The organism is Streptomyces sp. NPDC002057, from assembly GCF_040296665.1.
Lineage (GTDB): Bacteria > Actinomycetota > Actinomycetes > Streptomycetales > Streptomycetaceae > Streptomyces.
The window spans coordinates 1-26161 of the sequence record NZ_JBEOXR010000051.1 but is presented as its reverse complement, the minus strand read 5'-3'; the positions used below and the strand labels follow the sequence as shown (position 1 = coordinate 26161).

Annotated in this window: 18 protein-coding genes; 12 read left to right on the top strand and 6 right to left on the bottom strand. The window is 72.8% G+C overall.

What is annotated here, in order from left to right:
* The first annotated feature begins 1 nt into the window (after window position 1).
* From ABT129_RS30115 to ABT129_RS30100, 4 genes are all read left to right on the top strand, one after another.
* Window positions 2–3184: a serine/threonine kinase C-terminal domain-containing protein gene (locus ABT129_RS30115; RefSeq protein WP_351907896.1), complete on the top strand. Its 3183-nt coding sequence runs from the start codon at window positions 2–4 to the stop codon at window positions 3182–3184.
* Window positions 3185–3320: 136 nt separating this feature from the next.
* Window positions 3321–5129 carry a serine/threonine-protein kinase gene (locus ABT129_RS30110; RefSeq protein ID WP_351907894.1) on the top strand — a complete coding sequence of 603 codons (1809 nt, stop codon included), beginning with the start codon at window positions 3321–3323 and terminating at the stop codon, window positions 5127–5129.
* A gap of 187 nt (window positions 5130–5316) precedes the next feature.
* A complete protein-coding gene (locus tag ABT129_RS30105) occupies window positions 5317–6954 on the top strand; it encodes a succinic semialdehyde dehydrogenase (protein WP_351907893.1) in 1638 nt (545 codons plus the stop codon).
* Between the two features lie 47 nt (window positions 6955–7001).
* Window positions 7002–8813, top strand: a complete 1812-nt coding sequence (locus tag ABT129_RS30100) for a GMC family oxidoreductase N-terminal domain-containing protein (RefSeq protein WP_351907892.1) — start codon at window positions 7002–7004, stop codon at window positions 8811–8813.
* Between the two features lie 702 nt (window positions 8814–9515).
* Here the strand turns inward: ABT129_RS30100 and ABT129_RS30095 are convergent.
* On the bottom strand, window positions 9516–9809 hold the full coding sequence (locus tag ABT129_RS30095) for a chorismate mutase (RefSeq protein WP_351907890.1): 294 nt from the start codon (window positions 9807–9809) through the stop codon (window positions 9516–9518).
* 323 nt (window positions 9810–10132) lie between these two features.
* Between ABT129_RS30095 and guaA the strand changes: the two genes are divergently transcribed.
* The 4 genes from guaA (at window position 10133) to ABT129_RS30075 (ending at window position 15036) form a co-directional block, all read left to right on the top strand.
* Window positions 10133–11734 (top strand): glutamine-hydrolyzing GMP synthase, encoded by a 1602-nt coding sequence (guaA, locus tag ABT129_RS30090; protein ID WP_351907888.1) that lies wholly within the window; start codon window positions 10133–10135, stop codon window positions 11732–11734.
* Between the two features lie 257 nt (window positions 11735–11991).
* Entirely contained in the window at window positions 11992–12780 is a 789-nt protein-coding gene (locus tag ABT129_RS30085; protein ID WP_351907886.1) for a class II aldolase/adducin family protein, read from the top strand.
* A gap of 173 nt (window positions 12781–12953) precedes the next feature.
* Window positions 12954–14186 (top strand): hypothetical protein, encoded by a 1233-nt coding sequence (locus tag ABT129_RS30080; RefSeq protein WP_502981959.1) that lies wholly within the window; start codon window positions 12954–12956, stop codon window positions 14184–14186.
* 253 nt (window positions 14187–14439) lie between these two features.
* Window positions 14440–15036, top strand: a complete 597-nt coding sequence (locus ABT129_RS30075; RefSeq protein ID WP_502981960.1) for a DoxX family protein — start codon at window positions 14440–14442, stop codon at window positions 15034–15036.
* Here ABT129_RS30075 and ABT129_RS30070 read toward each other — a convergent pair.
* On the bottom strand, window positions 14946–15206 hold the full coding sequence (locus ABT129_RS30070) for a hypothetical protein (protein WP_351907883.1): 261 nt from the start codon (window positions 15204–15206) through the stop codon (window positions 14946–14948). The genes ABT129_RS30075 and ABT129_RS30070 overlap by 91 nt on opposite strands.
* Window positions 15193–16539 carry a PspC domain-containing protein gene (locus ABT129_RS30065; protein WP_351907881.1) on the bottom strand — a complete coding sequence of 449 codons (1347 nt, stop codon included), beginning with the start codon at window positions 16537–16539 and terminating at the stop codon, window positions 15193–15195. The genes ABT129_RS30070 and ABT129_RS30065 overlap by 14 nt, the downstream gene beginning before the upstream one ends.
* Before the next feature lie 156 nt (window positions 16540–16695).
* On the opposite strand from ABT129_RS30065, the gene ABT129_RS30060 reads away from it, so the two are divergent.
* Together ABT129_RS30060 and ABT129_RS30055 are read left to right on the top strand one after the other, a co-directional pair.
* Window positions 16696–17958: a PspC domain-containing protein gene (locus ABT129_RS30060; RefSeq protein ID WP_351907879.1), complete on the top strand. Its 1263-nt coding sequence runs from the start codon at window positions 16696–16698 to the stop codon at window positions 17956–17958.
* Window positions 17955–18665: a LuxR C-terminal-related transcriptional regulator gene (locus tag ABT129_RS30055; protein WP_351907877.1), complete on the top strand. Its 711-nt coding sequence runs from the start codon at window positions 17955–17957 to the stop codon at window positions 18663–18665. Before ABT129_RS30060 ends, ABT129_RS30055 begins: the two co-directional genes overlap by 4 nt.
* Before the next feature lie 61 nt (window positions 18666–18726).
* Here ABT129_RS30055 and ABT129_RS30050 read toward each other — a convergent pair whose 3' ends face one another.
* Entirely contained in the window at window positions 18727–19842 is a 1116-nt protein-coding gene (locus tag ABT129_RS30050; protein ID WP_351907875.1) for a C40 family peptidase, read from the bottom strand.
* 372 nt (window positions 19843–20214) lie between these two features.
* Here ABT129_RS30050 and ABT129_RS30045 point away from each other — a divergent pair, with 372 nt between their 5' ends.
* Together ABT129_RS30045 and pcrA are read left to right on the top strand one after the other, a co-directional pair.
* The gene (locus ABT129_RS30045; RefSeq protein WP_351907873.1) at window positions 20215–20568 is read left to right on the top strand and encodes a hypothetical protein; all 354 of its coding nucleotides are present in this window, start codon (window positions 20215–20217) and stop codon (window positions 20566–20568) included.
* Between the two features lie 248 nt (window positions 20569–20816).
* A complete protein-coding gene (gene pcrA, locus ABT129_RS30040; protein WP_351907871.1) occupies window positions 20817–23270 on the top strand; it encodes a DNA helicase PcrA in 2454 nt (817 codons plus the stop codon).
* 77 nt (window positions 23271–23347) lie between these two features.
* Here the strand turns inward: pcrA and ABT129_RS30035 are convergent, their stop codons facing one another.
* Window positions 23348–25045 (bottom strand): M23 family metallopeptidase, encoded by a 1698-nt coding sequence (locus tag ABT129_RS30035; protein WP_351907869.1) that lies wholly within the window; start codon window positions 25043–25045, stop codon window positions 23348–23350.
* Between the two features lie 222 nt (window positions 25046–25267).
* Window positions 25268–26059 carry a lipase family alpha/beta hydrolase gene (locus ABT129_RS30030; protein WP_351907867.1) on the bottom strand — a complete coding sequence of 264 codons (792 nt, stop codon included), beginning with the start codon at window positions 26057–26059 and terminating at the stop codon, window positions 25268–25270.
* Between the last annotated feature and the right edge of the window lie 102 nt (window positions 26060–26161).

Here is a 26161-nt window from a genome sequence, read left to right as displayed (position 1 = left end):
CGTGGACGACTACGCGGGAAGGGTGCTGGCGGACCGCTACCGCCTGCCGCTGCCGCCGGCGGACGCCGACGCGTACGACCTGGCGGAGACGCGCGCCTTCGACACGTACAGCGGGCAGGAGGTCCTGGTCCGCCAGGTGCCGCTGCCGGAGTTCGTCGACGCCGAGGTGCTCGACGGCGAGGACGGCCGCGCCGGTCCGTACGGCAGCGCCGGGCGGGCGACCCGCCGCCCGGCCGAGCCCGTCGTGCGCCGGGCCATCGAGGCGGCCCAGGCCGCCGCGCAGATCCCCGACCATCCCCTCCTCGACCAGGTCTTCGACGTCTTCGCCGAGGCCGGTTCGCTGTGGATAGTGAGCGAACGCGTCGCCGCCCGGCCGCTGGCCGCCCTCCTCGCCGAAGGGCCGCTCAACCCGTACCGGGCGGCCGAGATCGGCGCCGACGTCCTCACCGCCCTGCGCGCGCTCCACGCCCACGGCTGGGTGCACCGGAACATCACCGCCCGGACCGTACTCGTCTGCGACGACGGCCGGGTGGTCCTCACGGGCCTCGCGGTGGGCGCCGCGGAGGAGGCCCTCTGCGGATACGCGCCGGTACCGGATCCGGAGTCGCCCGCACCGTCGTGGTCGGCGCCGGTGGAGGAGTACGGGGCGGAGGAGTACGCGGCGGAGGAGTACGACCCCGAGGGGTACGGATCGGAGCGGGACGAGTCCGGGGAGTACGCGTCCGGGGAGTACGGCTCCGGGGAGTACGGCTCCGACCTGTACGAGGCGGAGGTCTACGAGGAGGCCCACGAGGTCGTCCACGAGGGCCCCTACGCCGACGCGCTGGTCCCGTACGGGACGGACCCGTACCCGGACAGGGGCGAGGAGCCGGTCGCGGCGCCGGAGTACGGCTACGGCTACGGTGCCGAGCCCTCCACCGAGTCACCCGGCCGGTACGAGACCGACCCCGGACCCGACTACGACGACGGCTACGGACCCGACGACGGTTACGGACCCAACGGTCACGGACCCGGCTACGACAGCGGCCACCGAACCGGCTACGACACCGACCCCGACGTCGAGACCGACCCGGATTCCGGCGCCGACCCGTACACAGACGTCGACCCCGCATCCGGATTCGGCCCCGACTCCGACACCGACCCCGACGCAGACCCCACCGACCCCACCGGCTCCCCCTACGGAACCGCCCCCGGCACATACGGTGTCGACCCCTACGGCCGGTCGACGGAGCGGCCCGCCGCCGAGACGAGGCCCGTGGCCGCGCCGCCCACCGCGGACGTGCGGGCCGCGCGGGCCGGGGCCATCGCCGCCTACCGCGCCGGCGCCCGCGCCGCCGCCCGGCTCAGCGAGACCGGGGCGCTCCCCGCCCAGCGCCCCGCGCCGGCGGATCCGCCCGAGCCGCCCCCGGCGCCGACGGCGCAGGCGGCCGGTGCGCCCGAGCCGCAGTGGTGGGCGCGCGTGGCGGACGACGAGGACGACGAGGACGACGGCGACGGCGACGAGCCGTACGGCGACCCCGGACCACGCTCCGGCCCGCCGCCGCGCGTGATGCTCAAGGGCAGTTGGAGCGACGGCCCGCACGCCTCCCGCGACAGCTCCGCGCCGATCCCGGCCGGTGGCGGGTCCGGCCCCGGCCGCGGTCCCGTGCTGCCCGGTTCGGGACGGCCGGCCCTGCCCGCCGGCTACACCGCCGCGACCCCGGACCCCGCCCTGCTCCCGGCCCCCGCCGGCGGCCGGGAGGCGGCGCCGGTCGCCATCCCCGCGCAGGCGGACCGCGGCCCCACCACCCGGCTGGCGGCCGAGCGGGCCCGGCAGACCCGGATCGCGGTCGTCGGCGCCGTCACCGAGCGCTGGGCGCCCGAACAGGCCGGACCCGTGCACGAGAACTGGCGCCTGGCCCCGCCCATCGGCCCCGCCACGGACCTGTGGGCGCTCGGCGCGCTCCTCTACCGGGCCGTCCAGGGGCACGCCCCCTACCCGGAGGACAGCGCCGCCGAGCTCGTCCAGCTGGTCTGCGCCGAGCCGCCCGCCTTCGCCGAGGAGTGCGGGCCGCTGCGCCCTGTCGTGGAGTCCCTGCTGCGTCAGGACCCGACCGAGCGGCCCGACTTCGAGGAGCTGCGCGGCTGGCTGCGTTCCCTCGTGCGCTCGGCTCCCGAGCCGGAGGCCGGCGTCGGGATCGTGCCGCTGCCGTCCTTCGACGAGGCGCGGCTGCCGATCGTGCGGCGGCGCGGCGAGCTGGTGCGCCGCAGGCGCGGGGGAGCGGGCGCCGGGCGCCACCGCCACAAGCGCGGCAAGGACCCGCGGCCGCCCGTCCACCGGGAGGACCCGCACCCGCGGGAACGCGAGCCCGACCCCGTACGGGCGGACGCGCGGGGGGACTTCCGCGAGGAGTTCCACGACTCGTACCACGAGGAGATCCCGCAGCGCGCGGTCAGGGCGCCGCGCACCGCGCGCCCGTCGTCGTCCCGTCCGTCCGGCTCCCCGCGCGCCCTCGGCCGTACGCTCCTGATCCTGGTCTTCCTCCTGCTCGGCGGGGTCGTCGCGTACGCCGTCCTGTTCATGCCCGGCGAAGGGGAGACGCCCGCCGGGCCGACCACTCCCACCGCCGGTCAGACCCCGCGCACCACCGCGCCCGCGAGCCGCCCGGCCACGACGGCGCCGCCGACCACGGGCCGGCCCACCGCGCCGCGCACCACCCCGCCCGCCGGAGATCCCCCGGCTCCGGCTCTCGCCGCCGGGTACACGCTGCGCCAGGACTCCGAGGGGTTCCGGATCGGGGTGCCGAACGGGTGGCGGCGCAGCCCGATCAACGACGCCGGGCAAGTGCGCTACACCGGAGGCGACTTCACGATGATCGTCGTCCCCGGCCGGGACAGTGTCCGGGACAACGGTTCCGATCCGCTGGAGTACCAGAACTCCAGGGAGCGCGAACTGGATCCGTGGCGGACGTCGAGCTGGGCGGACGTGGACGAGGTGCGCCGGGTCGACATCGGCAGGACGGCGACGGCCACGGGGAGTTACTGGTGGCTGGACAGTACGGGCCGCGAGGTGTTCGTCCGCAACCTCGCCCTCATCGACGGCGGTCGCTACCACGTCGTGCAGGTCATCGGCCCGAAGGACCGGCGCGACAAGGTCTCGGAGATCTTCGACGAGGCCACGAAGGCGTTCCGGCCGGGCCGCTGAACGGGGGGAGGGACGGCGGGAGCGCCCGGATCGGCCACCGGCCCCCGGTCACAGTGCTGTTCCTATGACCGCCCCGAGGTTCCGTCACCCCGTCCCCCCTCCGTAACCTGGCATCCGAAGGAACAGGCGGGGGCACGTGGAACATTCTCAGAGCACAGGATCGGGGCTGTTGCTCGCCGGTCGCTACCGGCTGGGCGAGTCCATCGGGCGCGGCGGCATGGGCAAGGTCTGGCGCGCGCACGACGAGGTACTGCACCGCGTGGTGGCGGTGAAGGAGTTGACGGCGGGCCGGTTCGTGGCCGAGGCCGACCGGCTCGTGCTGCACGCCCGGACGCAGAAGGAGGCGCGGGCCGCCGCGCGGATCACGCACCCGGGTGTGGTGACCGTCCACGACGTCCTGGAGCACGACGACCGTCCGTGGATCGTGATGCAGTACGTCGACGGTCCGTCGCTCGCCGACGCCGCCAAGGAGAAGGGCGCGATCGATCCCCACGAGGCGGCCAGGATCGGGCTGCACGTGCTGGGCGCGCTGCGGGCCGCGCACGCCGCCGGGGTGCTGCACCGCGACGTCAAGCCGGGCAACGTCCTGCTGGCGCGCGACGGGCGCGTCCTGATCACCGACTTCGGGATCGCGGCGATCGAGGGAGACGCGACGATCACCCGGACGGGTGAACTCGTCGGTTCCATCGACTATCTGGCGCCCGAGCGGGTGCGGGGCGGCGACCCCGGCCCTGCCTCCGACCTCTGGTCCCTCGGCGCCACCCTGTACACGGCGGTGGAGGGCAGCTCGCCGTTCCGCCGCACCTCGCCGATCAGCACCATGCAGGCCGTGGTGGCCGAGGAGCCGCCGTACCCGGAGAAGGCGGGCCCGTTGGCCCCCGTCATCGTGGCCCTGCTGCGCAAGGACCCGGAGCAGCGGCCGCAGGCGGACGAGGCCGGGCGGATGCTGCTCGACGCGATGGAGGGGCGGACCCCGGCGGCGGCGCAGGCGTACGTGCCGACCCAGCGGGTGGCCAGGGAGGACCTGGAGCCCTCGGGGGACGGGTCCGCCTTCGGTCTCGACCTGGTGGAGCTGAGCGAGGAGGACGACGGAGAGGGCGCGCGGGACGCCACGGGTCCGACGGGCGCCTCCCGCACCTCCGGACGCGCTCGCACGGCCCAGTGGCCCCACCCGGCCCAGGGACTCCACGGTGCTCAAGCACCCCACCCGGCCCAGGGGCCGCACAGTGCCCAGGGGCCCGAGACCCGCCCGCACCACCCCGCCGCCGCCTCGCCGCTCACCGCGGTCCCGCCGTCCGCCGTCCCGGCGCCGGCCTCCGGTCGTGGCCGCTGGCGCACCGTCGTCCTGGCGGCCGTGCTCGCCGGACTCGTCGCCGGCGGCGGCGTCTTCGCCGCCATGAACTACGCGGGCGGCGACCGGAACGGCAACGCCGGACGCCCCACGGCCATCGGCTCCGCCCCCTCCACCGCCGCCCAGGGCGGCGGGAAGGTCATCCCGGACGGCTGGCAGCGCGTCGACGACCCCAAGGGCTTCAGCCTGCTCGTACCGAAGGGCTGGAAGCGGCAGACGGAGGGCGACCAGGTCGACTACACCCCGGACAACGGCAACCACCGGATCCGGATCAGCATCGACAGGAGCCCCGACTTCGAGAACCCGTACATGCACTCCCTGGACCTCGAACGGGTCCTGGAGAAGCGGATGGACTACAAGCGGATCAAGCTCAACCAGACCACCTACCGCGACCAGGTCCGCTCGTGTCTGTGGGAGTTCAGCTGGACCGAGCGGAAGGACTTCCCCGGGCCGCGGCGGGCGATCGACCTGATGTACTACGAGGACGACGGCACGGAGTACGCCATCTACATGTCCGCCCCCGAGTCGAGCTGGGAGACCACCCGGCAGCAGTTCGACGTCGTCCTCCAGCACTGGCGGGCGCCGGGCGACTGAGGGGGCGAACCTTCCCTCGGCGACGTCACCGGACCCCTCGGGGAAATCTCCGCCGGCGGCCTCTCCTCAGTCGTAAGCCCCTGATCAGGGCTTATGTGCCAGTGATCGCTGGCGTGATGTGCGTACCCGGTGAAAACGCGTTACCGACGGGTACCCAAAGGCCGGAACGCCGCCTACGCTCGCCCTCATGACGGACTCGCAGGCCCCCGCCGCCCCTTCGGTTCCCGCCGCGCCCGCCGCGGCGACCAATCCGGTCGCGCCCGCGCCCGCCGGCGCCCGCACCGCCGCCGACGTCGTGACGCCCGAAGTGGTCGCCCGGCTCACCCGCGGCGTCGTCGGCTCCGGCCGGACCGCCAACCACACCCCCTTCACCGGGGCCAAGCTGGCGGACCTGCCCGAGTCCACCCCCGAGGACGTCGCCGAGGCCTTCACGCGCGCGCGTACCGCCCAGGAAGCCTGGGCCGCCACCCCGGTCAGGGCCCGCGCCGCCGTCCTGCTCCGCTTCCACGACCTCGTCCTCCAGCGTCAGGCCGAGGTCCTCGACCTCATCCAGCTGGAGACGGGCAAGGCGCGCCTGCACGCCCACGAGGAGGTGCAGGCGGTGGCCGTCGCCGCCCGCCACTACGGCCGCAAGGCCTCCTCCTACCTGCGTCCCCGCCACCACACCGGCGTCGTACCGACCCTCACCAAGGTCACCGAGCTGCGCCAGCCGCGCGGGGTCGTCGGCCAGATCGCGCCCTGGAACTACCCGCTCGAACTCTCCGTCGGCGACGCGCTCCCCGCCTTCGTCTCGGGCAACGCCGTCGTCATGAAGCCCGACACGGAGACCGCGCTCACCGCGCTGTGGGCCCGCGACCTGCTCATCGAGGCCGGACTGCCCGCCGAGGTCTTCCAGGTCGTCCTCGGCGACGGCCCCGTCGTCGGCCCCGAGGTCGTCAAGCACGCCGACTACGTCTCCTTCACCGGCTCCACCCGCACCGGCCGCGAGGTCGCCCAGGGCGCCGCCGCCCGGCTCGTCGGCGTCTCCCTCGAACTCGGCGGCAAGAACGCGATGCTCGTCCTGAAGGACGCCGACATCGAGAAGGCCGCCGCCGGCGCCGTCCGCGCCTGCTTCTCCTCCGCCGGACAGCTCTGCATCTCCATCGAGCGGCTGTACGTGCACGAGTCGGTCGCCGACGTCTTCCTCGACCGCTTCGCCGCCCGCACCAAGGCCATGCGGCTCGGCAACTCCCTCGCGTACGGGGCCGACATGGGCTCCCTCGTCGGCGAGCGGCAGCTGGAGACGGTCACGAAGCACGTGGAGGAGGCCGTCGCCAAGGGCGCCACGCTCGTCGCCGGCGGCGTCGCGCGCCCCGACATCGGCCCGCTCTTCTACGAGCCGACCATCCTCGACGGCGTCGAGGCCCCGATGGCCGTCTGCGGTGAGGAGACCTTCGGACCGGTCGTCTCGATCTACCGCTTCAGCGACGAGGACGAGGTGATCGCCCTCGCCAACGCCACCCCGTACGGCCTGAACTCCTCCGTCTGGACGAAGGACTCGCGCCGCGGCCACGCCGTCGCGGCCCGGCTCCGTACCGGCACCGTCAACATCAACGAGGGGTACGCCCCCGCCTACGGCAGCGTGCAGTCCCCGATGGGCGGCATGAAGGACTCCGGCCTCGGCCGCCGCCACGGCTCCGAGGGCATCCTCAAGTACACCGAGGCCCAGACCGTCGCCCAGCAGCGGCTGATCCCGCTCGCGCCCTCCTTCGGGATGGACGACGAGAAGTACGCCGCGTTCATGAGCGTGTCCCTGAAGGCGATGAAGGCCCTGCGCCTGCGCTGACGCCGGACTCCCCGACCGTTTCCGCCCCTTTCCGTACGAGGAGAGCCATGACCGCGGTACCCCCTACCCAAAATCAGGAGCAGGTGGAGGACGGCGTCCACGACTACGACGTCCTTGTCGTCGGCTCCGGCTTCGGCGGTTCGGTCACCGCCCTGCGGCTCACCGAGAAGGGCTACCGGGTCGGCGTCCTGGAGGCCGGACGCCGCTTCACCCGCGCGACCCTGCCGAAGAACTCCTGGGACGTGAAGAACTTCCTGTGGGCCCCCGCCCTCGGCCTCTACGGCATCCAGCGCATCCACCTGCTCGGCAACGTCATGGTGCTCGCGGGCGCCGGCGTCGGCGGCGGCTCGCTCAACTACGCCAACACCCTCTACGTACCGCCCAAGCCGTTCTTCGACGACCCGCAGTGGAAGGACATCACGGACTGGCAGGACGAGCTGCGGCCGTACTACGACCAGGCGCAGCGCATGCTCGGCGTCCGGCTCAACCCGACGACGACCCCCTCGGACGTGCACCTCAAGGCGGCCGCCCAGGCGATGGGCATCGGCGACACCTTCCACATGGCACCCGTCGGCGTCTTCTTCGGGGACGGCGACGACGCCGACGGCACGGCGAAGGCGAAGCCCGGCGGGGAGGTCGCCGACCCGTACTTCGGCGGCGCGGGCCCGTCCCGGCGCGCCTGCACCGAGTGCGGCGAGTGCATGACCGGCTGCCGTCACGGCGCCAAGAACACCCTCAACGAGAACTACCTCCACCTCGCCGAGAAGGCGGGCGCCACCGTCCACCCCATGACCACGGTCGTCACCGTCACCGAGGACTCGCGGGGCGGCTTCGCGGTGAGGACCCTCCCCACCGATCAGCGGAGGAAGGGGAAGGGGCGCACGTTCACCGCCCGCCGGGTGGTGATCGCGGCCGGCACCTACGGCACCCAGACCCTGCTGCACCGGATGAGGGACGGCGGACTGCTGCCCGGGATCTCCCAGCGGCTCGGCGAGCTGACCCGCACCAACTCCGAGGGCCTGGTCGGCGCGCAGACCACCGACCGCCGCTACCGCAAGAGGCACGGCAAGGAGAAGGCCGACTTCACCAGGGGCGTGGCCATCACCTCCTCCGTCCACCCCGACGCCAACACCCACATCGAGCCGGTGCGGTACGGCAAGGGCTCCAACTCCATGGGCAGCCTGACCGTCCTCCAGGTGCCCTACGGGGCCCACCGGGTGCGCAACTGGTTCCTCAACCTCCTCAAGCACCCCACGCAGGCCGCCCGCTCGCTCTCCAACTGGCACTGGTCGGAGCGGACCATCATCGGCCTGGTCATGCAGTCCCTCGACAACTCCCTCACGACCTACCGCAAGCCCGGCGGCCTCGGAAAGGGCCTGCTCACGGCCCGCCAGGGGCACGGCGCCCCGAACCCGGTCCAGATCCCGGAGGCCACCCGGGCCGCCACCCTCCTCGCCGAGGAGATCAACGGCTTCGCCGGCTCCAACGTCGGCGAGCTGATGGGCACCCCGCTCACCGCCCACTTCCTCGGCGGCTGCCCCATCGGCGCCGACGCCGAGTCCGGCGTCATCGACCCGTACCACCGGCTCTTCGGCCACCCGGGGATCTCCGTCGTCGACGGGGCGGCGGTCTCCGCCAACCTCGGGGTGAACCCGTCCCTGACGATCACCGCTCAGGCGGAGCGGGCCATGTCCTTCTGGCCGAACAAGGGCGAGGAGGACACACGACCGCGGCAGGGCGAGGCGTACGTACGGCTCACGGCGGTCGAGCCGAAGTCCCCCGCGGTCCCGGCCGAGGCCTTCGGCGCCCTGCGGCTGCCGTTCCTGGGCATGCCCGCGGTCCCGCCGAAGAAGTCCTGACGCCGGTCGGGCCCGGAGCGGCCTGCCGGCGTTCCGGGCCTGGTACGGCCTGAAGGCGGTCGGGCTCGGAGTGGCCTGACGGTGGTCGGGCCCGGAGCGGCTGCCGGCGTTCTAGGCTCGGAAGACAGGAAAGGGCGCTGCACCCCCCTCCGAGTGCAGCGCCCCCACCAGCTTTGGTGTTGCTGCATAGATGACCCGCGATCGGCGGAGAAGGTTGTAGCGGTTGCACGAGATCTTCATGTGACGCGTGTCACACATGAGGCGGGCGCATGCAAGGGCCCCGTGGCGCGATTCCGGTCGCGGCGCGGGGCCCTTGGGGTCGGCACCGGTGTCAGGGCAGCGGCGGTACCGAGCGGGGCGGCGCCGGGGGGTTGCGCCGCGGGGAGGGGTGGGAGCGGGAGGGCGGGGGACGTCTTCGGAGAAGTGCGCTGTCTGATGCCGGTTGCGGCCGGCCCCGGGCGTCCCCGGGACCGACCGCTCCTTCTGGGCGACCGGGCTGCTGTCCCCTGCTGCCCGGTCACAAGCGCTGGTGCGAGGTCCCACGACGTACCGGAGGTACGCCACACGCCCCAGCGAAGCCACGCGTGGTTTCTTACGGCCCGCCCCTGGCTGGCACGGACACCTGGACCAACGAAGACGGGTCGGAGCCGGTCACGCGCCGTACGGGTGAGAGCGGGCCCGAACTCAGATCCGGGCACCCACTCAGATGCGCCCCCGGCACAACTCCAGCATCGTCATCGCGAGCGCCGTACCCGGCTTGCCCAGCGCGTCCCGGTAGTGGCCGAGGACCTCCATCTCGCGGTTCAGGTTCACCCGGCGACCGCCGGAGGAGATCCGCGCCTCCTGGATGACGGCCGAGACGGCCATCCGTTCCTGGATGAGACCGATGATCCGATCGTCGAGCGCGTCGATCCGCTCACGGGAGTCACCGATCAGCGCCGCCGCCTCGTCGGTGCGGGCGCCGGTCTTCTCGGGGGTGGCGGTGTTCGTCGTCATGGTGGGGCTCCTGAGGTGTCGGATGCCCCGGAGCGAACCGGCCCGGGAACAACAGAACGCCCCGGGCCTGTCGGCCCGGGGCGCCTGGGAAGTCGCTTGTCAGTTGCTCAAGCAGCACGACCATGGCAGCCGGTGGGCCGGTTGCCATAGGTAAAGACGAAGGTCGTGAGCTTGCGCATGGCGACAGTATGGACCCCGCCGCCGGGCAGGGGCCAACCCGGGTTCGGATGGTGAGACGAAAAACGTCACCGGCGCGCCGGTAGAATCGACAAATAGCACCCCCCTTCGGGGGACCCTCCTCCTACCGCCGGAAGGCCGCCGTAGTGTCATCAGCGACCCCCGCTGCCGCGCCCGACGTCACCAACCCGGACGTAGTCCTCGTTGTCGACTTCGGCGCCCAGTACGCCCAGCTCATCGCCCGCCGCGTCCGTGAGGCCCGGGTCTACAGCGAGATCGTCCCGTCCACCATGCCGGTGGCCGAGATGCTGGCCAAGAACCCGAAGGCGATCATCCTCTCCGGCGGCCCGTCCTCCGTGTACGCGGAAGGCGCCCCCCGCCTCGACCGCGCGATCTTCGAGGCGGGCGTCCCCGTCTTCGGCATGTGCTACGGCTTCCAGCTGATGGCGACGACCCTCGGTGGCACCGTCGACAACACCGGTGCCCGCGAGTACGGCCGCACCGAGCTGCACGTCTCCCGGGCCGGCTCCACCCTCTTCGAGGGCACCCCGGTCGAGCAGTCCGTGTGGATGTCGCACGGCGACGCCTGCTCCGCCGCCCCCGAGGGCTTCTCCGTCACCGCGTCCACGGACGTCGTGCCGGTCGCCGCCTTCGAGAACGACGAGAAGAAGCTCTACGGCGTCCAGTACCACCCCGAGGTGCTGCACTCCACGCACGGCCAGCAGATCCTGGAGCACTTCCTCTACCGCGGCGCCGGCATCGAGCCCAGCTGGACCACGGGCAACGTGATCGAGGAGCAGGTCGCGGCCATCCGCGCCCAGGTCGGCACCAAGCGTGCCGTCTGCGGTCTCTCCGGCGGTGTCGACTCCGCCGTGGCGGCCGCGCTCGTGCAGAAGGCCATCGGCTCGCAGCTCACCTGCGTGTACGTCGACCACGGCCTCATGCGCAAGGGCGAGACCGAGCAGGTCGAGAAGGACTTCGTCGCCTCCACCGGCGTCAACCTGAAGGTCGTCGACGCGCAGGAGCGCTTCCTCACCGCCCTCGCCGGCGTCTCCGACCCGGAGACCAAGCGCAAGATCATCGGCCGTGAGTTCATCCGCGTCTTCGAGCAGGCGCAGGCCGACATCGTCGCCGAGGGCGCCGCCGACGGCGAGGAAGTGGCCTTCCTCGTCCAGGGCACGCTCTACCCGGACATCGTCGAGTCCGGCGGCGGCACCGGCACCGCCAACATCAAGTCCCACCACAACGTGGGCGGCCTCCCCGAGGACCTGGAGTTCGAGCTCGTCGAGCCGCTGCGCCAGCTCTTCAAGGACGAGGTCCGCATGGTCGGCCAGGAGCTCGGCCTGCCCGAGGAGATCGTCCAGCGCCAGCCCTTCCCCGGCCCCGGCCTCGGCATCCGCATCGTCGGCGAGGTCACCAAGGAGCGCCTGGACCTGCTCCGCGAGGCCGACGCCATCGCCCGCGAGGAGCTCACCGCGGCCGGCCTCGACCGCGAGATCTGGCAGTGCCCGGTCGTCCTGCTCGCCGACGTCCGCTCCGTGGGCGTCCAGGGCGACGGCCGCACCTACGGTCACCCGATCGTGCTGCGTCCCGTCTCCTCCGAGGACGCCATGACGGCCGACTGGTCGCGTCTGCCGTACGACGTCCTGGCCAAGATCTCGACCCGCATCACCAACGAGGTCGAGGACGTCAACCGGGTCGTCCTCGACGTCACCAGCAAGCCGCCGGGCACCATCGAGTGGGAGTAGTCGCTCCCGCAGGCCTCTGAAGCCGCCGCCCCGGACCACCGGGACGGCGGCTTCGTCGCGTCGCGGCCGGGCCGGGGCGGGGCGGGGCGGTGAGGTGAGCGGGCCCGGCCGGGCCTGTGGTGTCGGGGTTCGGCGCGTCCGGCCCTGGCATGGTCGGGCTGGTGGTGTCGGGGTTCGGCGCGTCCGGTGCCGGTGCGGGCGGGCTCGTCGTGTCCGGGCTCTGGTGACTTGCCCGGCCGGGCGTTACCTTCCGGCGCATGAGCGTGATACCCGACCCCGTACCCGTCGAGCGGCTCCACTTCGCCATGCCGCCCGTCCACGCGACGGCCGACGAGGAACGCGTCCACCGCAAACAGCGACTCGCGGGCGCGCTCCGGGTCTTCGGACGGTTCGGGTACGAGGAGGGCGTCTCGGGCCACATCACCGCCCGCGACCCCGAGTACCCCGACTGCTTCTGGGTGAACCCCTTCGGAGCGCCCTTCGAGGAGGTGACCGCGAGCGACCTCATCCTGGTCGACGGCGACGGCCAGGTCCTCCGGGGCGGCCAGCACGTCAACCAGGCCGCGTTCACCGTCCACGCCCAGGTCCACCGCGCCCGGCCCGACGTCGTCGCCGTCGCCCACACCCACTCCCTCCACGGCCGGGCCCTCGCCGCGCTCGGCGAACTCCTCGACCCGATCACCCAGGAGGCCTGCGCCTTCTACCAGGACCACGCCCTCTACGACGCCTACACCGGCGTCACCGTGGACACCGAGGAGGGGCGCCGGATCGCCATCGCCCTCGGCGCGTTCAAGGCGATCGTGCTCCGCAACCACGGGCTGCTCACCGTCGGCACCTCCGTCGACGCGGCCGCCTGGTGGTTCATCGCCCTGGAGCGCTGCGCCCAGGTCCAGCTGACCGCGCGGGCGGCCGGGAAACCCGTCCTGATCTACCACCGCGAGGCCGTCGCCACCCGCGAACAGCTCGGCAGCGACCTCGTCGCCTGGATCAACTACCAGCCGCTCTGGCGCAGGATCAGCCGAGCGGAGCCCGAACTCCTGTCGTAACACCATCGCTTCACCCTTCTGTACGTCAATGGGATGGCGCGTCAATCACTCTCCGGCGGGGCGCACGCGGTGGGCGCGGAAGCCGCCGGTGCGACACAATTCCGTGGAATATAAGGCTGGTTGACCCTTCGGGACGCACCGGTGTCGTGAAGCGAGCTCGGGAAGTGAGCACCGTGGCGGTTCAAGAGGCGAGACAGTACGGCGAACACGCGACGGCCTGTGCCGGTTGCGCCCACTGCGGGCAGGCCGGCCACCGGCGCGCGGTCGCCGCCTTCCTCGCCCGGCGCGACGAACTCGCCGCCGGACACGGCGTCCCCGCCGCCGTCGCCCACTCCCCGGTCGCCGCCCGGCAGTGGGTCTCCGACGAGCTCGCCCAGTCCGCCCGCGCCGTGGCCGTCCACGGCCGGGAGGCCGGGGTGGCCTGGCTCGACCGGGTCCGGCGAGGCGGCCTCGTGGCCGTCTGGGGCGCCCTCCTCGCCCTCCTCCTCGGCCAGGCCCTCACCGCGATCGGCGGCGCCTGGACCGGCGCCCGTACGGCCGGCCTCTGTGCCGCGCTGGTCCTCGCCGCCCTCCTCAGCGCGGCAGCCCACACCCACCGTTCCCGGGGCGGTCTCCTCGCCCCTCTGATCGGCGAGGACAACCGGCTCTCCACCACCCGTGCCGTCGCCGCCGGCTGGCTCCTGTTCCTCGGCTACACCCTCCTCTTCCTGGTCTTCCTGTCGCCGGGCGCGACCGCCTTCGGCCTGGCCCGCGGCGCGGGGCTGCTGACCGTCCTCGCCCTGGTGTCCACCGTCACCGTCACCGCCCGCCTCGCCGTCACCGCGGGGATCGCGGCCGGCCGTCTCCAGAAGGTCCGCGCCGACCGTCCCCGCGCCGCCGATCTGCTCTGCGACGACGGCGGCCGGGCGAGCCTCGCCGACGTCCAGTACCTCCTCGTCTCCGGTTGCGTCCTCGCCCTGGCGGCCGCCGGCCTCGCCCGCACCCCCGCCGGGCTCCCCGAGGTGCCCTGGTCCCTCGTGCTCCTCCTCGCCGTCTCGGCGGCCTGGCACCTCGCCGCCAAGTTCACCGAGGGGGTCCGCCCCACGATCCACTCCGTGGTCCGCTCCCGGGAGGCCGGCGACCTCGACGCCCCGATCCGCACGGGCGACGACATCGAGATCCGCGGCTGCGGCTTCGTCCCGCCCGGCGCCGGCGCCCCCGAACCACTGACCCGTCTGGTCGTCCGCATCGGACCCGTCCACGCCCACGTCCCGCTGGTCCCCGTCCCCGGCGGCTTCGCCAACCCCACGGACGCGGCCCTGACCGTCCCCCTCCCGGCGGACGTGGAACCCGGCCGGGTGGAGGTCTCGGTCGTCACGGCGGCCGGCGTCGAGACCAATCGGGTCACGATCGACGTCGTGGACTGATCGTCCGGCCCCCTTCCCGTATCCCCCGGGCGCAGGTGCGAGGAGAATCGTTCCGCGAACAGTCGTACGGGGCGAGGAGAGGTGGCCGGCGATGACGGGACACGCGAACCGGGCGGACGGCACGGCCGACGGGGCCCATGACCCGGACCGCGTGACCGGCGGCGGCGCGGACGCCGTGGGCGGCACGGGCGGCGTGGACGGTACGCCTGGCGACGCCAAGAGCGGCGTGGCGGGTGCGAGTGGTAGGGACGCGGTGGCCGGTACGCACGCCGTGGAGGGCGCGGGCGGCGTGGCGGGCGCGGGCCGTCCGGGTCGGTCCGGTGAGGTGGGCCGTCCGGGGCGATCCGCTGAGGCGGGTCGTCGTGCCGGGTGGCGGGGCACCCTCGACCGGTGGAAGGCGACCGGCTCCCGCTACGCGCTCCTTCCGCTCCGGATCTTTCTCGGCGTCACGTTCGTCTACGCCGGGCTCGACAAGCTCACCGACTCGGCCTTCTTCTCCGACACCGGCAGCGGCTCCATCGGCGAGACCATGCGCGGTGTCCGGGACACCTCGGCCGTCCCCGCCCTGGTCGACCTCGCCCTCAACAACCCGGCCGGCTTCGGGTACGCCATCGCCTTCGGCGAGCTCGCCGTCGGCATCGGGACCCTGCTCGGTCTCTTCGCCCGCCTGGCGGCCCTCGGGGGCGCGCTGCTCTCTCTGAGCCTCTGGCTGACGGTGAGCTGGCAGGTGGACCCGTACTACCTCGGCAACGACCTCGCCTACTTGATGGCCTGGCTCCCGCTGGTACTGGCCGGGGCGTCCGTGCTGTCGCTGGACAGGCTCCTCGCCGACCGGCGCCGTATTCGGTAGGCGACCCAGGTCGCGAGGCCGGCCAGCCCCAGGCCGCCGCAGAGCAGCGGGATCACCGCGTACCACGGGGTCGTCCAGGCCCCGGCGGCGTCGCCCGCGTAGACCGCGGCCAGCCCCAGGGCCGTGAGGCCCGCGAGCAGCCGGCCGGGACGGAACTCATGAAGCAGCACGGGTGACCTCCACCTGTCCGATACCGACCTCGAGAGAGAGGTCCAGGGTGCCCGCCGGGGTGGTCCCGGTCGGCGGGTCGAGCGTCCGGGTCACGTCGCGATCCGGTGAGACGTCGATGTCGTTGGGCGGCTCGCCGGGCAGCTGCAGATCGCCGAGCCCCACCTGGGCGCGGAGCTTCACGACCGCGTCCTTGGGGACGATCACCTTGAGCTGTCCCGCGCCCACCTCGGCCGTCGTGGAGACGGTCGCACCGGCCGGGACCGGGAGCCCCGACAGGTCGAGGGTGCCGACCCCGGTGCCCACCTCGTAGTGTGGCTGGACCGCGGTGACCGACGCCGGCTTCCACGTCTCCCGCATCCACTCCGTGGTGATCTGCTGGGGCAGCGCCGTCGCCAGTGCGAGCAGGCCCGCGGTGATCACCGTGTGGAAGACCGTGCCGAACCCGGTCCGGCCGAGGAAGCTGCTGACGACCAGGCCGAGGCCGAACACCGCGAGGGCGGCGACCAGCCCGGTCTGCAGGCTCGTGCCCAGCGGCTCGGTCTCCCAGGTGAGAGCGGTACCGAGCACGGCCGCGACCGTGGCGAGCAGATGGACGAGGCCGGCGATGGACCGCGGGCTCCGCCGGACCGAGGGCTTGGGGCGTCCGGGGGCCGTGGGGTCGGGACCCCACTGGCTGCCGGGCTTCGGCACCTTGCCGCCCACCCGGCCCTTCTCGTCCAGGACGCCGTGCGGCCCCCACAGGTAGCCCACGGCCACCTTGCCCGTCGAGCCGTCCTTGACTATCGGGTCCTTCCACCAGGAGGTGAACTCGACCAGCGGCGGGGCCTTGGTCTCCGGCGGGGCCTCGGCGCCCGTCTTGCCGGTGGGCGCCGATTCCGGCCGGCCCTCGGGCTCCACGACACCGGTCCGCCGGCGCCGCGACCAGGCCGCCGCCGTGGAGACCACGAGCGCCACCAGGAGGGCGGAGCCCAGCATCGTGCCGCTGTGCAGCATCGACAGGAAGATGCCGCAGCCCACGAGGGCCATCAATATGGCGGCCAGCGTGGCACCGGAGACCCGGCCGGTCAGCAGCCTGCGCCCCTCGTTCTCCTCCTCGCCCACGAGCGGGATCAGCAGCCAGGCGAAGCCGTAGAGGATCAGCCCGAGGCCCCCCGGCACCGCCAGCACGCCGACCGCGACGCGGAAGATCACCGGGTCGATGTCGAAGTAACGGCCGAGACCGCCGCAGACCCCGCCCACGACCTTGCTGCCGCGCGAACGCCGCAGGGGCGGGGCGGGAACGGCCTCCGCCGTCGGCGGGGCCTCGTGCTGCGAAGGCATCGAACTCGTCATGCGTCCATGGTGACGGCCCGTGACGCCGAGCGGCACCGGGGCCGACCCTGGCCCGACCCTGATATTCGGCGCCCCGTCCTCCCCGAGGCGGTACCAGGGAAGATCTCAGGGCCGACCCTGATGTCCCGGGCGGGCCGAACGTGTGACGATCGGTGCATGTCCGCAACCGCTCGCGTCACCGACACCGACGAACCGCCCGTGCGCCGGCTCTACCGCAGCGCCGACGGGCGGTGGCTCGGCGGTGTCGCCCGCGGCCTCGCAGGACACCTCGGCCTCCCGGTCGTCTGGGTGCGAGTGATCTTCGTGGTCCTCTTCTTCATGGACGGCCTCGGACTCCTGCTCTACGCGGCCTTCTGGATCGTCGTCCCCCTCGGCGTCGGCGGGAAGAACGTCCCGCGCCCCGTCTTCGAGACCACCCCGGACGGTCGGCGCAGACTGCGCAAGCCCGACCGGGGACAGATCCTCGCCCTGATAACCCTCGCGGTGGGCGCCGTGCTCCTGGTGCAGAGCATCAGCCTGGACAGCCAGTCCTGGCGGTACATCTGGCCCTTGCTCCTCATCTCCGTCGGCGCCGCCGTGGTCTGGCGCCAGGCGGACAACGCCCGCCGGGCCAGCTGGACCGACGCGGGCCGACACAGCCGCGCCTTCCGCATCACCCGCGGTCTCGTCGGCGTCGCCCTGGTCGGTACCGGCCTCGCCGTCTTCGTCGTGGTCCGCGGCTCGGTCGCCCAGCTGGGCACGGCCCTCACCGCGGCCCTGGCGGTCCTCACCGGCATAGCCCTGCTCGCCGGCCCCTGGCTCGTCCGGATGTCGCAGGACCTCACGGAGGAGCGGACCATGCGCATCCGCGCCCAGGAGCGCGCCGAGGTCGCGGCCCACGTCCATGACTCCGTGCTGCACACCCTGACCCTGATCCAGCGCAACGCCGAGGACGCCGGCGAGGTCCGCCGCCTCGCCCGTGCCCAGGAGAGGGAGCTGCGGAACTGGCTCTACAAGCCCGAGGGCACCGGCAAGGACGAGGAGCCCGAGACCCTCGCCGAGGCGGTGAAGAAGGCCGCGGCCGAGGTCGAGGACAACCACGGGGTCCCGCTGGAGGTGGTCGTCGTCGGTGACTGCCCTCTCGACGAAGGACTGGTCGCGCAGATGCAGGCCGCACGCGAGGCGATGGTCAACGCCGCCAAGTACGGTGGCGAGGGTGGGGCCGTGCAGGTGTACGCCGAGGTGGAGGGACGCACGGTCTTCGTGTCGGTGCGCGACCGGGGGCCGGGATTCGACCTGGACGCGGTGCCCGAGGACAGGATGGGCGTACGAGAATCGATCATCGGTCGGATGCAGCGCAACGGCGGCACCGCCCGGTTGCGGTCCGTGCCGGGCGGGGGCACCGAAGTGGAGCTTGAGATGGAGAGGGCGGACGGATGAGCGACGAGACCGGGGCAGCGACCGAAGCGGGGGCGACGGGCCCGGAGCGCCGGGTGCGGGTGGTGCTCGTCGACGACCACCGGATGTTCCGTACGGGAGTCCAGGCCGAGATCGGCCGGACCGAGGTCACCGGCGTCGAGGTGGTCGGTGAGGCCGCCGACGTCGACCAGGCGGTCACCGTCATCACGGCGACCCGCCCCGAGGTCGTCCTCCTCGACGTGCACCTCCCCGGCGGCGGCGGGGTGGAGGTGCTGCGGCGCTGCACCAGCCTGATGGGCGCGACGGAGAATCCGGTCCGCTTCCTCGCCCTGTCGGTCTCGGACGCGGCCGAGGACGTGATCGGGGTGATCCGTGGCGGTGCCCGTGGCTATGTCACGAAGACGATCACCGGCACGGATCTGGTCGACTCGATCTTCCGGGTCCAGGAGGGCGACGCCGTGTTCTCCCCGAGGCTCGCCGGTTTCGTCCTCGACGCCTTCGCCTCGACGGACGCGCCTCCGGTGGACGAGGACATGGACCGGCTGACCCAGCGGGAGCGCGAGGTGCTGAGACTGATCGCCCGTGGGTACGCGTACAAGGAGATCGCCAAGCAGCTCTACATCTCGGTGAAGACGGTCGAGTCGCACGTCTCGGCGGTGCTGCGGAAGCTCCAGCTCTCCAACCGCCACGAGCTGACCCGCTGGGCCACCGCCCGCCGCCTGGTCTGAGGCCCGCCGACCACCCGCCCGTACGCGCGGGCGGTGGCCGGACCGAGTGGAGGAGAAGTCCTCAGCCGACCCGGGTCGCTCCCGCGAAGGGCATCTCGTCGATCGGGGCGATCCGTACCGGGGCGCCCGGTCGGGGGGCGTGGATCATCTGGCCGCCGCCGATGTAGAGCCCGACGTGGCTGATGCCGGAGTAGAAGAAGATCAGGTCCCCCGGGGCGAGCTGGGCTCGGGAGACGCGCCGGCCGGCGTTGATCTGGGTGTACGTGGTGCGGGGCAGGGTGACGCCGGCCGCGCGCCAGGCCGCCTGGGTGAGGCCCGAGCAGTCGTAGCCGGAGGGGCCCGTCGCCCCCCACACATAGGGCTTGCCGAGCTGGGCGCGGGCGAAGGAGATGGCCTGGGCGGCCCGTGTGCCGGGGGCGGTCACCGGCCCGCGCTCGCCGCCCGAGGAGCGGTCGGCCCGCTGCGTCGCGGAGCCGCCGGACGTGGCCGCGGGGGCGGTACCGCTGTTGCCGATGGAGGTGGCGGTGCCACCGCGGCTCGCGGTGGCCGCCTCGTACCGGGCCCGTTCCTCCGCGGTCAGCCGGGCGAGCTGGGTGCGTGCCGCCCGGAGCTTGGCGAGCACGGCCGCCTTCTGCCGCCGTAGCTCCGTCTCGTGCTCGCGCAGCGTGTCCAGGTGCCCCGTGGACTCGCCGCGCAGCTGCCGGATGGCGGCGAGCTCACGTCGTACGGCGCTCACCACGGCCGCCTGCCGGTCCCCGGCCTTCTCGGCGAGCGCGGCCCGCTCCAGGTAGTCGTCGGGGTGGGAGGTGAGGGCGAGCTGTACGGCGGGGTCGAGGCCGCCGGAGCGGTACTGGGCGGCGGCCATGGCCCCGAGCCGGTCCCGCGCGGTGTTCAGGCGCTGGGTCCTGCGGGCCGCCTCGTCGCGCAGCCGCTCGAAGCCGGCGCGGGCCTCGTCGGCCTTCTCCTTGGCACCGTTGTACCGCTCGGTCGCGACCCCGGCCTCCTCGTAGAGCCGGTCGACCTTCGCCTTGACCTGGGCGGTGGTGGGCCGGGGGTCCGCGTGGCCCGATCCCTCGAAGAGGGTCGCGGTGGCGGCGGAGGCGAGGGCGAGGGTGGCGGCGGTGCGGACCGCCTGGCCACCGAGGGGCGACTGCTTGGGTTTTCGGTGTGCTGCCACGAGGGCGGGTCACATCCTCTGCCTGGGGGACGGGCCCGCCGGGCCGGCGGCGGTCCGCACAGGGGAGCGGACCGCCGCCGGGTTTTCTCGGCGGGGGTGACCGACAGCCGCCGGATCGCCGGCGGTGGTGGGGAGCCGGCCACCTGGTGGAGGACGCTAAACCTGAGGTCACGCCCGGGCGGTGAGTTGACCGCTATTGGCGACAGTTGACGGTCGGGGACCGGTCTCTTTCGCCCGAGGAGCGGGCCGGAGGGCATTCCTGCGGCCGACCGACCGAAGTGCCGGAGCCGCTGGACCCGGCCGGGGGCCGGTGCTAGGGCCCCGGTGGACCCGGCCGGAGGAGGTGCCGGGGCCCCGGTTAGGCTCCGCCCCATGGACGTACTCATCAATGTCTTCGTCGCCCTGCACATCATCGGTATCGCCTCTCTGCTCGGAGGCTTCCTCACCCAGATGAAGGCGATGGGGACCGGTACGGCACGCTTCACCCCGGCGATGCTGCACGGCGCGCTGACCATGCTGGTGACGGGCGTCGCGCTCGTCGGCCTCAACCAGGCCGACGACCAGACCGTGAACAACCTCAAGGTCGGCATCAAGCTCGCGATCCTCGTCGTCGTCCTCGGCCTCGTCTACGTCAAGCGGGACGAGGCGAGGGTCGACAAGGGCCTCTTCGCCGCCGTCGGCGCCCTGACCACGGCGAACATCTTCATCGCCACCCTCTGGACCTGAGCCGCGCCACCCGCACCTGGGCAGCGCCGCCCGCACCTGGGCCGCGTCACCAGCGACCTGGGCCGCCACCCTCCGGACCTGGGCCGCGACCCCCTGGACCTGGGCCGCGTCACCCTCCGGACCTGGGGCGCGGCGCCGTCGGGCCGTCGCCCGACCTCGCTGATGTGACCGGTTCCGCAGGCGGGTGACGAAGGCGGCTGCCGAAGGCGGGCCCGAATGTCGGTGGGGCGTCCTAGACTCGTGAGGCGATGAGCAGCCTCTTTGACGACAGCTTCCTGGCCGGTCTCCAGATGAACCACTCCTCGGAGGAGCCCCCGCCCCATCCCGAGGACGACCACCATGGCTCCTCGGCCGTGGAGGAGGTCCCGCACGACCTCTTCGGGGAGCACTTCGACGTGCCCCCGCCCGCCCGGGACACCCACTACCGCGACGGCCACCCCCGTCCCGTCGTGGACCCCGCCGCGCTCCTGGAGGGGCTGAACGAGGAGCAGCGCGCCGCCGTCGTCCACACCGACACCCCGCTGCTCATCGTCGCCGGCGCCGGTTCCGGCAAGACCCGGGTGCTGACCCACCGCATCGCCCACCTGCTGGGCACGCGGCACGTCCACCCCGGCCAGATACTGGCGATCACCTTCACCAACAAGGCCGCCGGCGAGATGAAGGAGCGCGTCGAGCAGCTCGTCGGCCCGCGGGCCAACGCGATGTGGGTGATGACCTTCCACAGCGCCTGCGTCCGCATCCTGCGCCGCGAGTCGAAGCGGCTCGGCTTCACCTCCTCCTTCTCGATCTACGACGCCGCCGACTCCAAGCGGCTGATGTCCCTGGTCTGCCGCGACCTGGATCTGGACCCGAAGAAGTTCCCGCCGAAGTCCTTCAGCGCCAAGATCTCGAATCTGAAGAACGAGCTGATCGACGAGGAGACCTTCGCCGACCAGGCCGTCGACGGCTTCGAGAAGACGCTCGCCGAGGCGTACCGGATGTACCAGGCGCGGCTGCGCGAGGCCAACGCCCTGGACTTCGACGACATCATCATGACGACGGTCCACCTGCTCCAGGCGTTCCCCGACGTCGCCGAGCACTACCGCCGCCGCTTCCGCCACGTGCTCGTCGACGAGTACCAGGACACCAACCACGCCCAGTACACCCTCGTACGGGAGCTCGTCGGCACGGGCTACGAGGACCTCGGCCCGGCGGAGCTGTGCGTCGTCGGTGACGCCGACCAGTCGATCTACGCCTTCCGCGGCGCGACCATCCGCAACATCCTCCAGTTCGAGGAGGACTACCCGGACGCGACGACGATCCTCCTGGAGCAGAACTACCGCTCCACGCAGACGATCCTCTCCGCGGCCAACGCCGTCATCGAGCGCAACGAGTCCCGTCGCCCCAAGAACCTCTGGACCAACGCGGGCGCGGGATCGCAGATCACCGGCTACGTCGCCGACACCGAGCACGACGAGGCCCAGTTCGTCGCCGACGAGATCGACCGGCTCACGGACGCGGGCGAGGCCAAGGCCGGGGACGTCGCCGTCTTCTACCGGACCAACGCCCAGTCCCGTGTCTTCGAAGAGATCTTCATCCGCGTCGGACTGCCCTACAAGGTCGTCGGCGGGGTGCGCTTCTACGAGCGCAAGGAGGTCCGTGACGTCCTCGCCTACCTGCGCGTCCTTGCCAACCCCGAGGACAACGTCCCGCTGCGCCGCATCCTCAACGTCCCCAAGCGGGGCATCGGCGAGCGCGCCGAGGCGATGATCGACGCCCTCTCCCTGCGCGAGAAGATCACCTTCCCGCAGGCGCTCAAGCGGGTGGACGAGGCGTACGGCATGGCCGCCCGCTCGGCGAACGCGGTCAAGCGGTTCAACGCGCTCATGGACGAGCTGCGCACCGTCGTCGAGTCCGGCGCCGGCCCGGCCGTCGTCCTGGAGGCGGTCCTGGAGCGCACGGGCTATCTGGCCGAGCTCCAGGCCTCGACCGACCCGCAGGACGAGACCCGGATCGAGAACCTCCAGGAACTCGCCGCTGTGGCCCTGGAGTTCGAGCAGGAGCGCGGCGAGGAGCCCGCCACCCTCGCCGAGTTCCTGGAGAAGGTCGCGCTCGTCGCCGACTCCGACCAGATCCCGGACGAGGACGAGGAGGGCCGGGGCGTCATTACGCTGATGACGCTGCACACCGCCAAGGGCCTGGAGTTCCCGGTGGTGTTCCTGACCGGCATGGAGGACGGCGTCTTCCCGCACATGCGCGCCCTCGGCCAGGCCAAGGAGCTGGAGGAGGAGCGGCGCCTCGCGTACGTCGGCATCACGCGCGCGCGTGAGCGGCTCTACCTCACCCGCTCGTCGATGCGCAGCGCCTGGGGCCAGCCCTCGTACAACCCGGCGTCGCGTTTCCTGGAGGAGATCCCGCCCGCGTACCTGGAGTGGAAGCGGACCGGTCCGATGGCGAAGCCGGCCGGACCGACCTCGGGGATCACCTCCTCGCTCTCCTCCTCGCGTTCGCGCTCGGGCCCCTCGGGCTTCGCGACCCGGCGCGCCGGCGAGAAGCCGGTGATCTCCCTGCAGATCGGTGACCGGGTCACGCACGACCAGTTCGGGCTCGGCACGGTCATGACGGTGACCGGTGCGGGTGCGGACGCGCAGGCGACGATCGACTTCGGCGACGAGAAGCCGAAGCGGCTCCTGCTGCGGTACGCGCCGGTCGAGAAGTTGTAGGACCCGCGACGACGAGAGCGGGCCCCGGCTTCGGCCGGGGCCCGCTCTCGTACGTGCGGAAGGGGTGGGGCGGGAGGTCAGCTGGTCGGGTCGAGGCCGTGGCTGCGCAGCCAGGCCAGCGGGTCGATCGCGTAGCCGCCGCCCGGCCGGACCTCGAAGTGGAGGTGCGGGCCGGTGGAGTTGCCGGAGTCGCCGGAGTACGCGATGACCTCGCCGGCCTTCACGTGGCCGGAGCGGACCTTGGCGCTGCTGAGGTGGCAGTACCAGGTCTCGGTGCCGTCGGGCGCGGTCACGATCACCATGTTGCCGTAGGCGCTGTTGAGCTGGGTGCGGACGGTGCCGTCGGTCGCGGCCATCACGGGCGTGCCGGTCATCACGGGGAAGTCGATGCCGGTGTGCACGGACATCCAGTTGACGCCCGACTGCCCGAAGCGCGCGCTGAGCTGGTGGAGCTTCACCGGCAGGCTGAACTTGGGGCGCGCCGCCTCCTTGCGGGCCGCCTCCTCCTCGCGCTTCTTCTTCTCGGCCGCCTGGCGGGCCTTGAGGTCGATGCGTTCCTGGGTGCGGCTGGCGCGGTCGCCGAAGTCGCGGGCGTCGGCGCTGAGCGCGGCGAGCTGGGTGTCGAGCGCGTTGTTGGCGGCGACCTGCTTGACGGAGGCCGAGTCGGCCGCGGCGAGCGAGGTGGTGTCGTCCTTCTGCCCGCCCTCGGTGCCGGACCCGGCGAGTCCGCCGACGGAGGCGGCGGCGATGCCGGCGACTCCCATGACGCAGGCGGAGGGGACGGCGACGGTCAGCAGCGCGGAGCGCTTGGCGGGGGTACGGCGGCGGCCGCGGCTGCCGCCGGAGGAGCGGCGCACGGGGCGCCCGGCGACGGGGGAGTCCGTGCGGACCTCGACGGCGGGCTGATCGTCGACGTCGAGGTCGCCGTCACGGTCGTCGATGTCGCCGAACTCGGAGCCGAAATCGGGGTCGGGGTCGTCGTCGAGGTCGTGGGCGGCCTGGACGTCGTCGAGGTCCGCGGCGGCCTCGGCGGAGTCCGCCTCGGTCTCGGGGACGTACTCGAACGCGAACTCCGCGGTGTGTTCGGCCTGCGGGGGGTACTGCTGCTCGGCCTGCGGCGTGTACTGGTGGGGGACGACCGGCCCGTCCTCGGTGGCGGCCTGGTTCCACGCGGTCGCGTCGTAGGCGCCGGTGTCGGTCGCGAAGGCGGGGGCGGCCCACTGGCCGGTGGCGTCGTAGGACTCGTAGCCGTACGCGCCCTGGGCGGCGTAGGCCCCGGAGTGGAGGGTCTCGAACTGGCCGGTGTGCTGGGCCTCGGTCCAGGCGGAGGCGTCCCACTGGCCGGTGGTGTCGTACGAGGGTGCGGCGTCGTACGTGGCGGCCGTCTCGTACGACCCCGTGGCGTCGTACGGCGCGGTGGTGTCGTACGAGGGGGGCGTGTCCTGCTGCGCGGTCGCCGTGGCGTACGCGCCGGTGGCGTCGTAGGCGCCCGTGGTGTTCCACTGCCCCGTCGTGTCCCACTGGCCGGTCGTGTCGTACTGGCCCGTGGTGCCGTACTGCCCTGTGGCGTCGTACCGGGTGGCGTCGTACTGCGTGGTGTCGTACTGCCCCGTGGTTCCGTACGCGCCGGTGGCGTCGTACCCGCCGAGATTCCACTGGCCGCTCTGGTCCGCCTGACCGTCGGCGTAGGAGCCGAAGAGCGGGTCGGTGGCGAAACTGCCGGTGGTGTGGGCGCCGTCTCCGACGTACCCGGCGTGGGGGTGCTGGTCGTTCACCAACGTCTCTCTCGCCTCGGCAGCAGGACCAGTCCGGGGCGGGCCCGTCGAGGGTGTCCCGGGGGTAAGCAGTGGCGCGACTGTACCCGGCGGTATGCGCAGCCGACAATCTTCGAAGGGGTCGGGGCTCTCAGGAAACGGGCAATCGGCTGTGTTTCGCCAGCTCACGGAGAGAGCTTTGGCCTTGTGTTCGATGAACGTTCGAAGAAGGGGCCCGGAGTGTCACGCGACGGACGTGGCGCCCGGCTCCTCCTCCCGCCGCACCGAGGCCTCCGGCTCGCCCGCGTCCAGGGCCTCCCGGACCCCGGCGGCCACCGTCGGGTGCACGGGCAGCGCGAGATGGCCGATCCCGCTGACGCGCACGTTGTGCACGAGCAGGTCGGGGTGGTCGAGGCGCGCGGTCTCCGCCGGCACCATCACCTGGTCGAGATCGCTCCAGAAGCTCACGAACCGGGTCCGGCAGCCGGGCGACGGTCCCGCCAGCTCCCGCAGCACCTCCGAGCCGGGGCGCATCTGGCGCACCAGGGGATGGGCGTCGGCGAGCGGGGCCACGGTGGTGCCGGAGTGCGGGGTGCCGAGCATGACCAGGGTCCGTACCCGGCTGTCACCGCCCAGGCGCTGTACGTAGTAGCGGGCGATGAGCCCGCCCAGACTGTGCCCGACGATGTCGACCTCGTCGTGTCCCGTACGGGCGCGGATCTCGTCCACCCGGCGGCCGAGCAGCTCGGCGGCGGCTCGCAGGTCGCAGGTGAGCGGTGAGTAGTTGACCGACTCGACGGAGTGACGGCCGTTCCGGGTGAGGGAGCGGCGCAGCAGGACGAAGACCGAGCGGTTGTCCACGAAGCCGTGCAGCAGGAGGACCGGGCGCCGGCCCGGGGTGATCGCCGTCGGGGGAGTGGTGGGCGAGAGGCGCTCGGCCACGATCCCGGACGGGTACAGGACGAGGTGTCCGGTGAGGATCGCGAGCTCCAGGGCGGTGGCCTTCATCAGGGCAGTGACCTTGGTGAGCTCCATGGCCCGACCTCCCGAACGGCACGCGGGGCCGAACGGTACGCCGGTACGCCGTGTCTCCGCGCCGCACGGACGGCCGGGCCGAGACACGCCGCCCACCGCAGG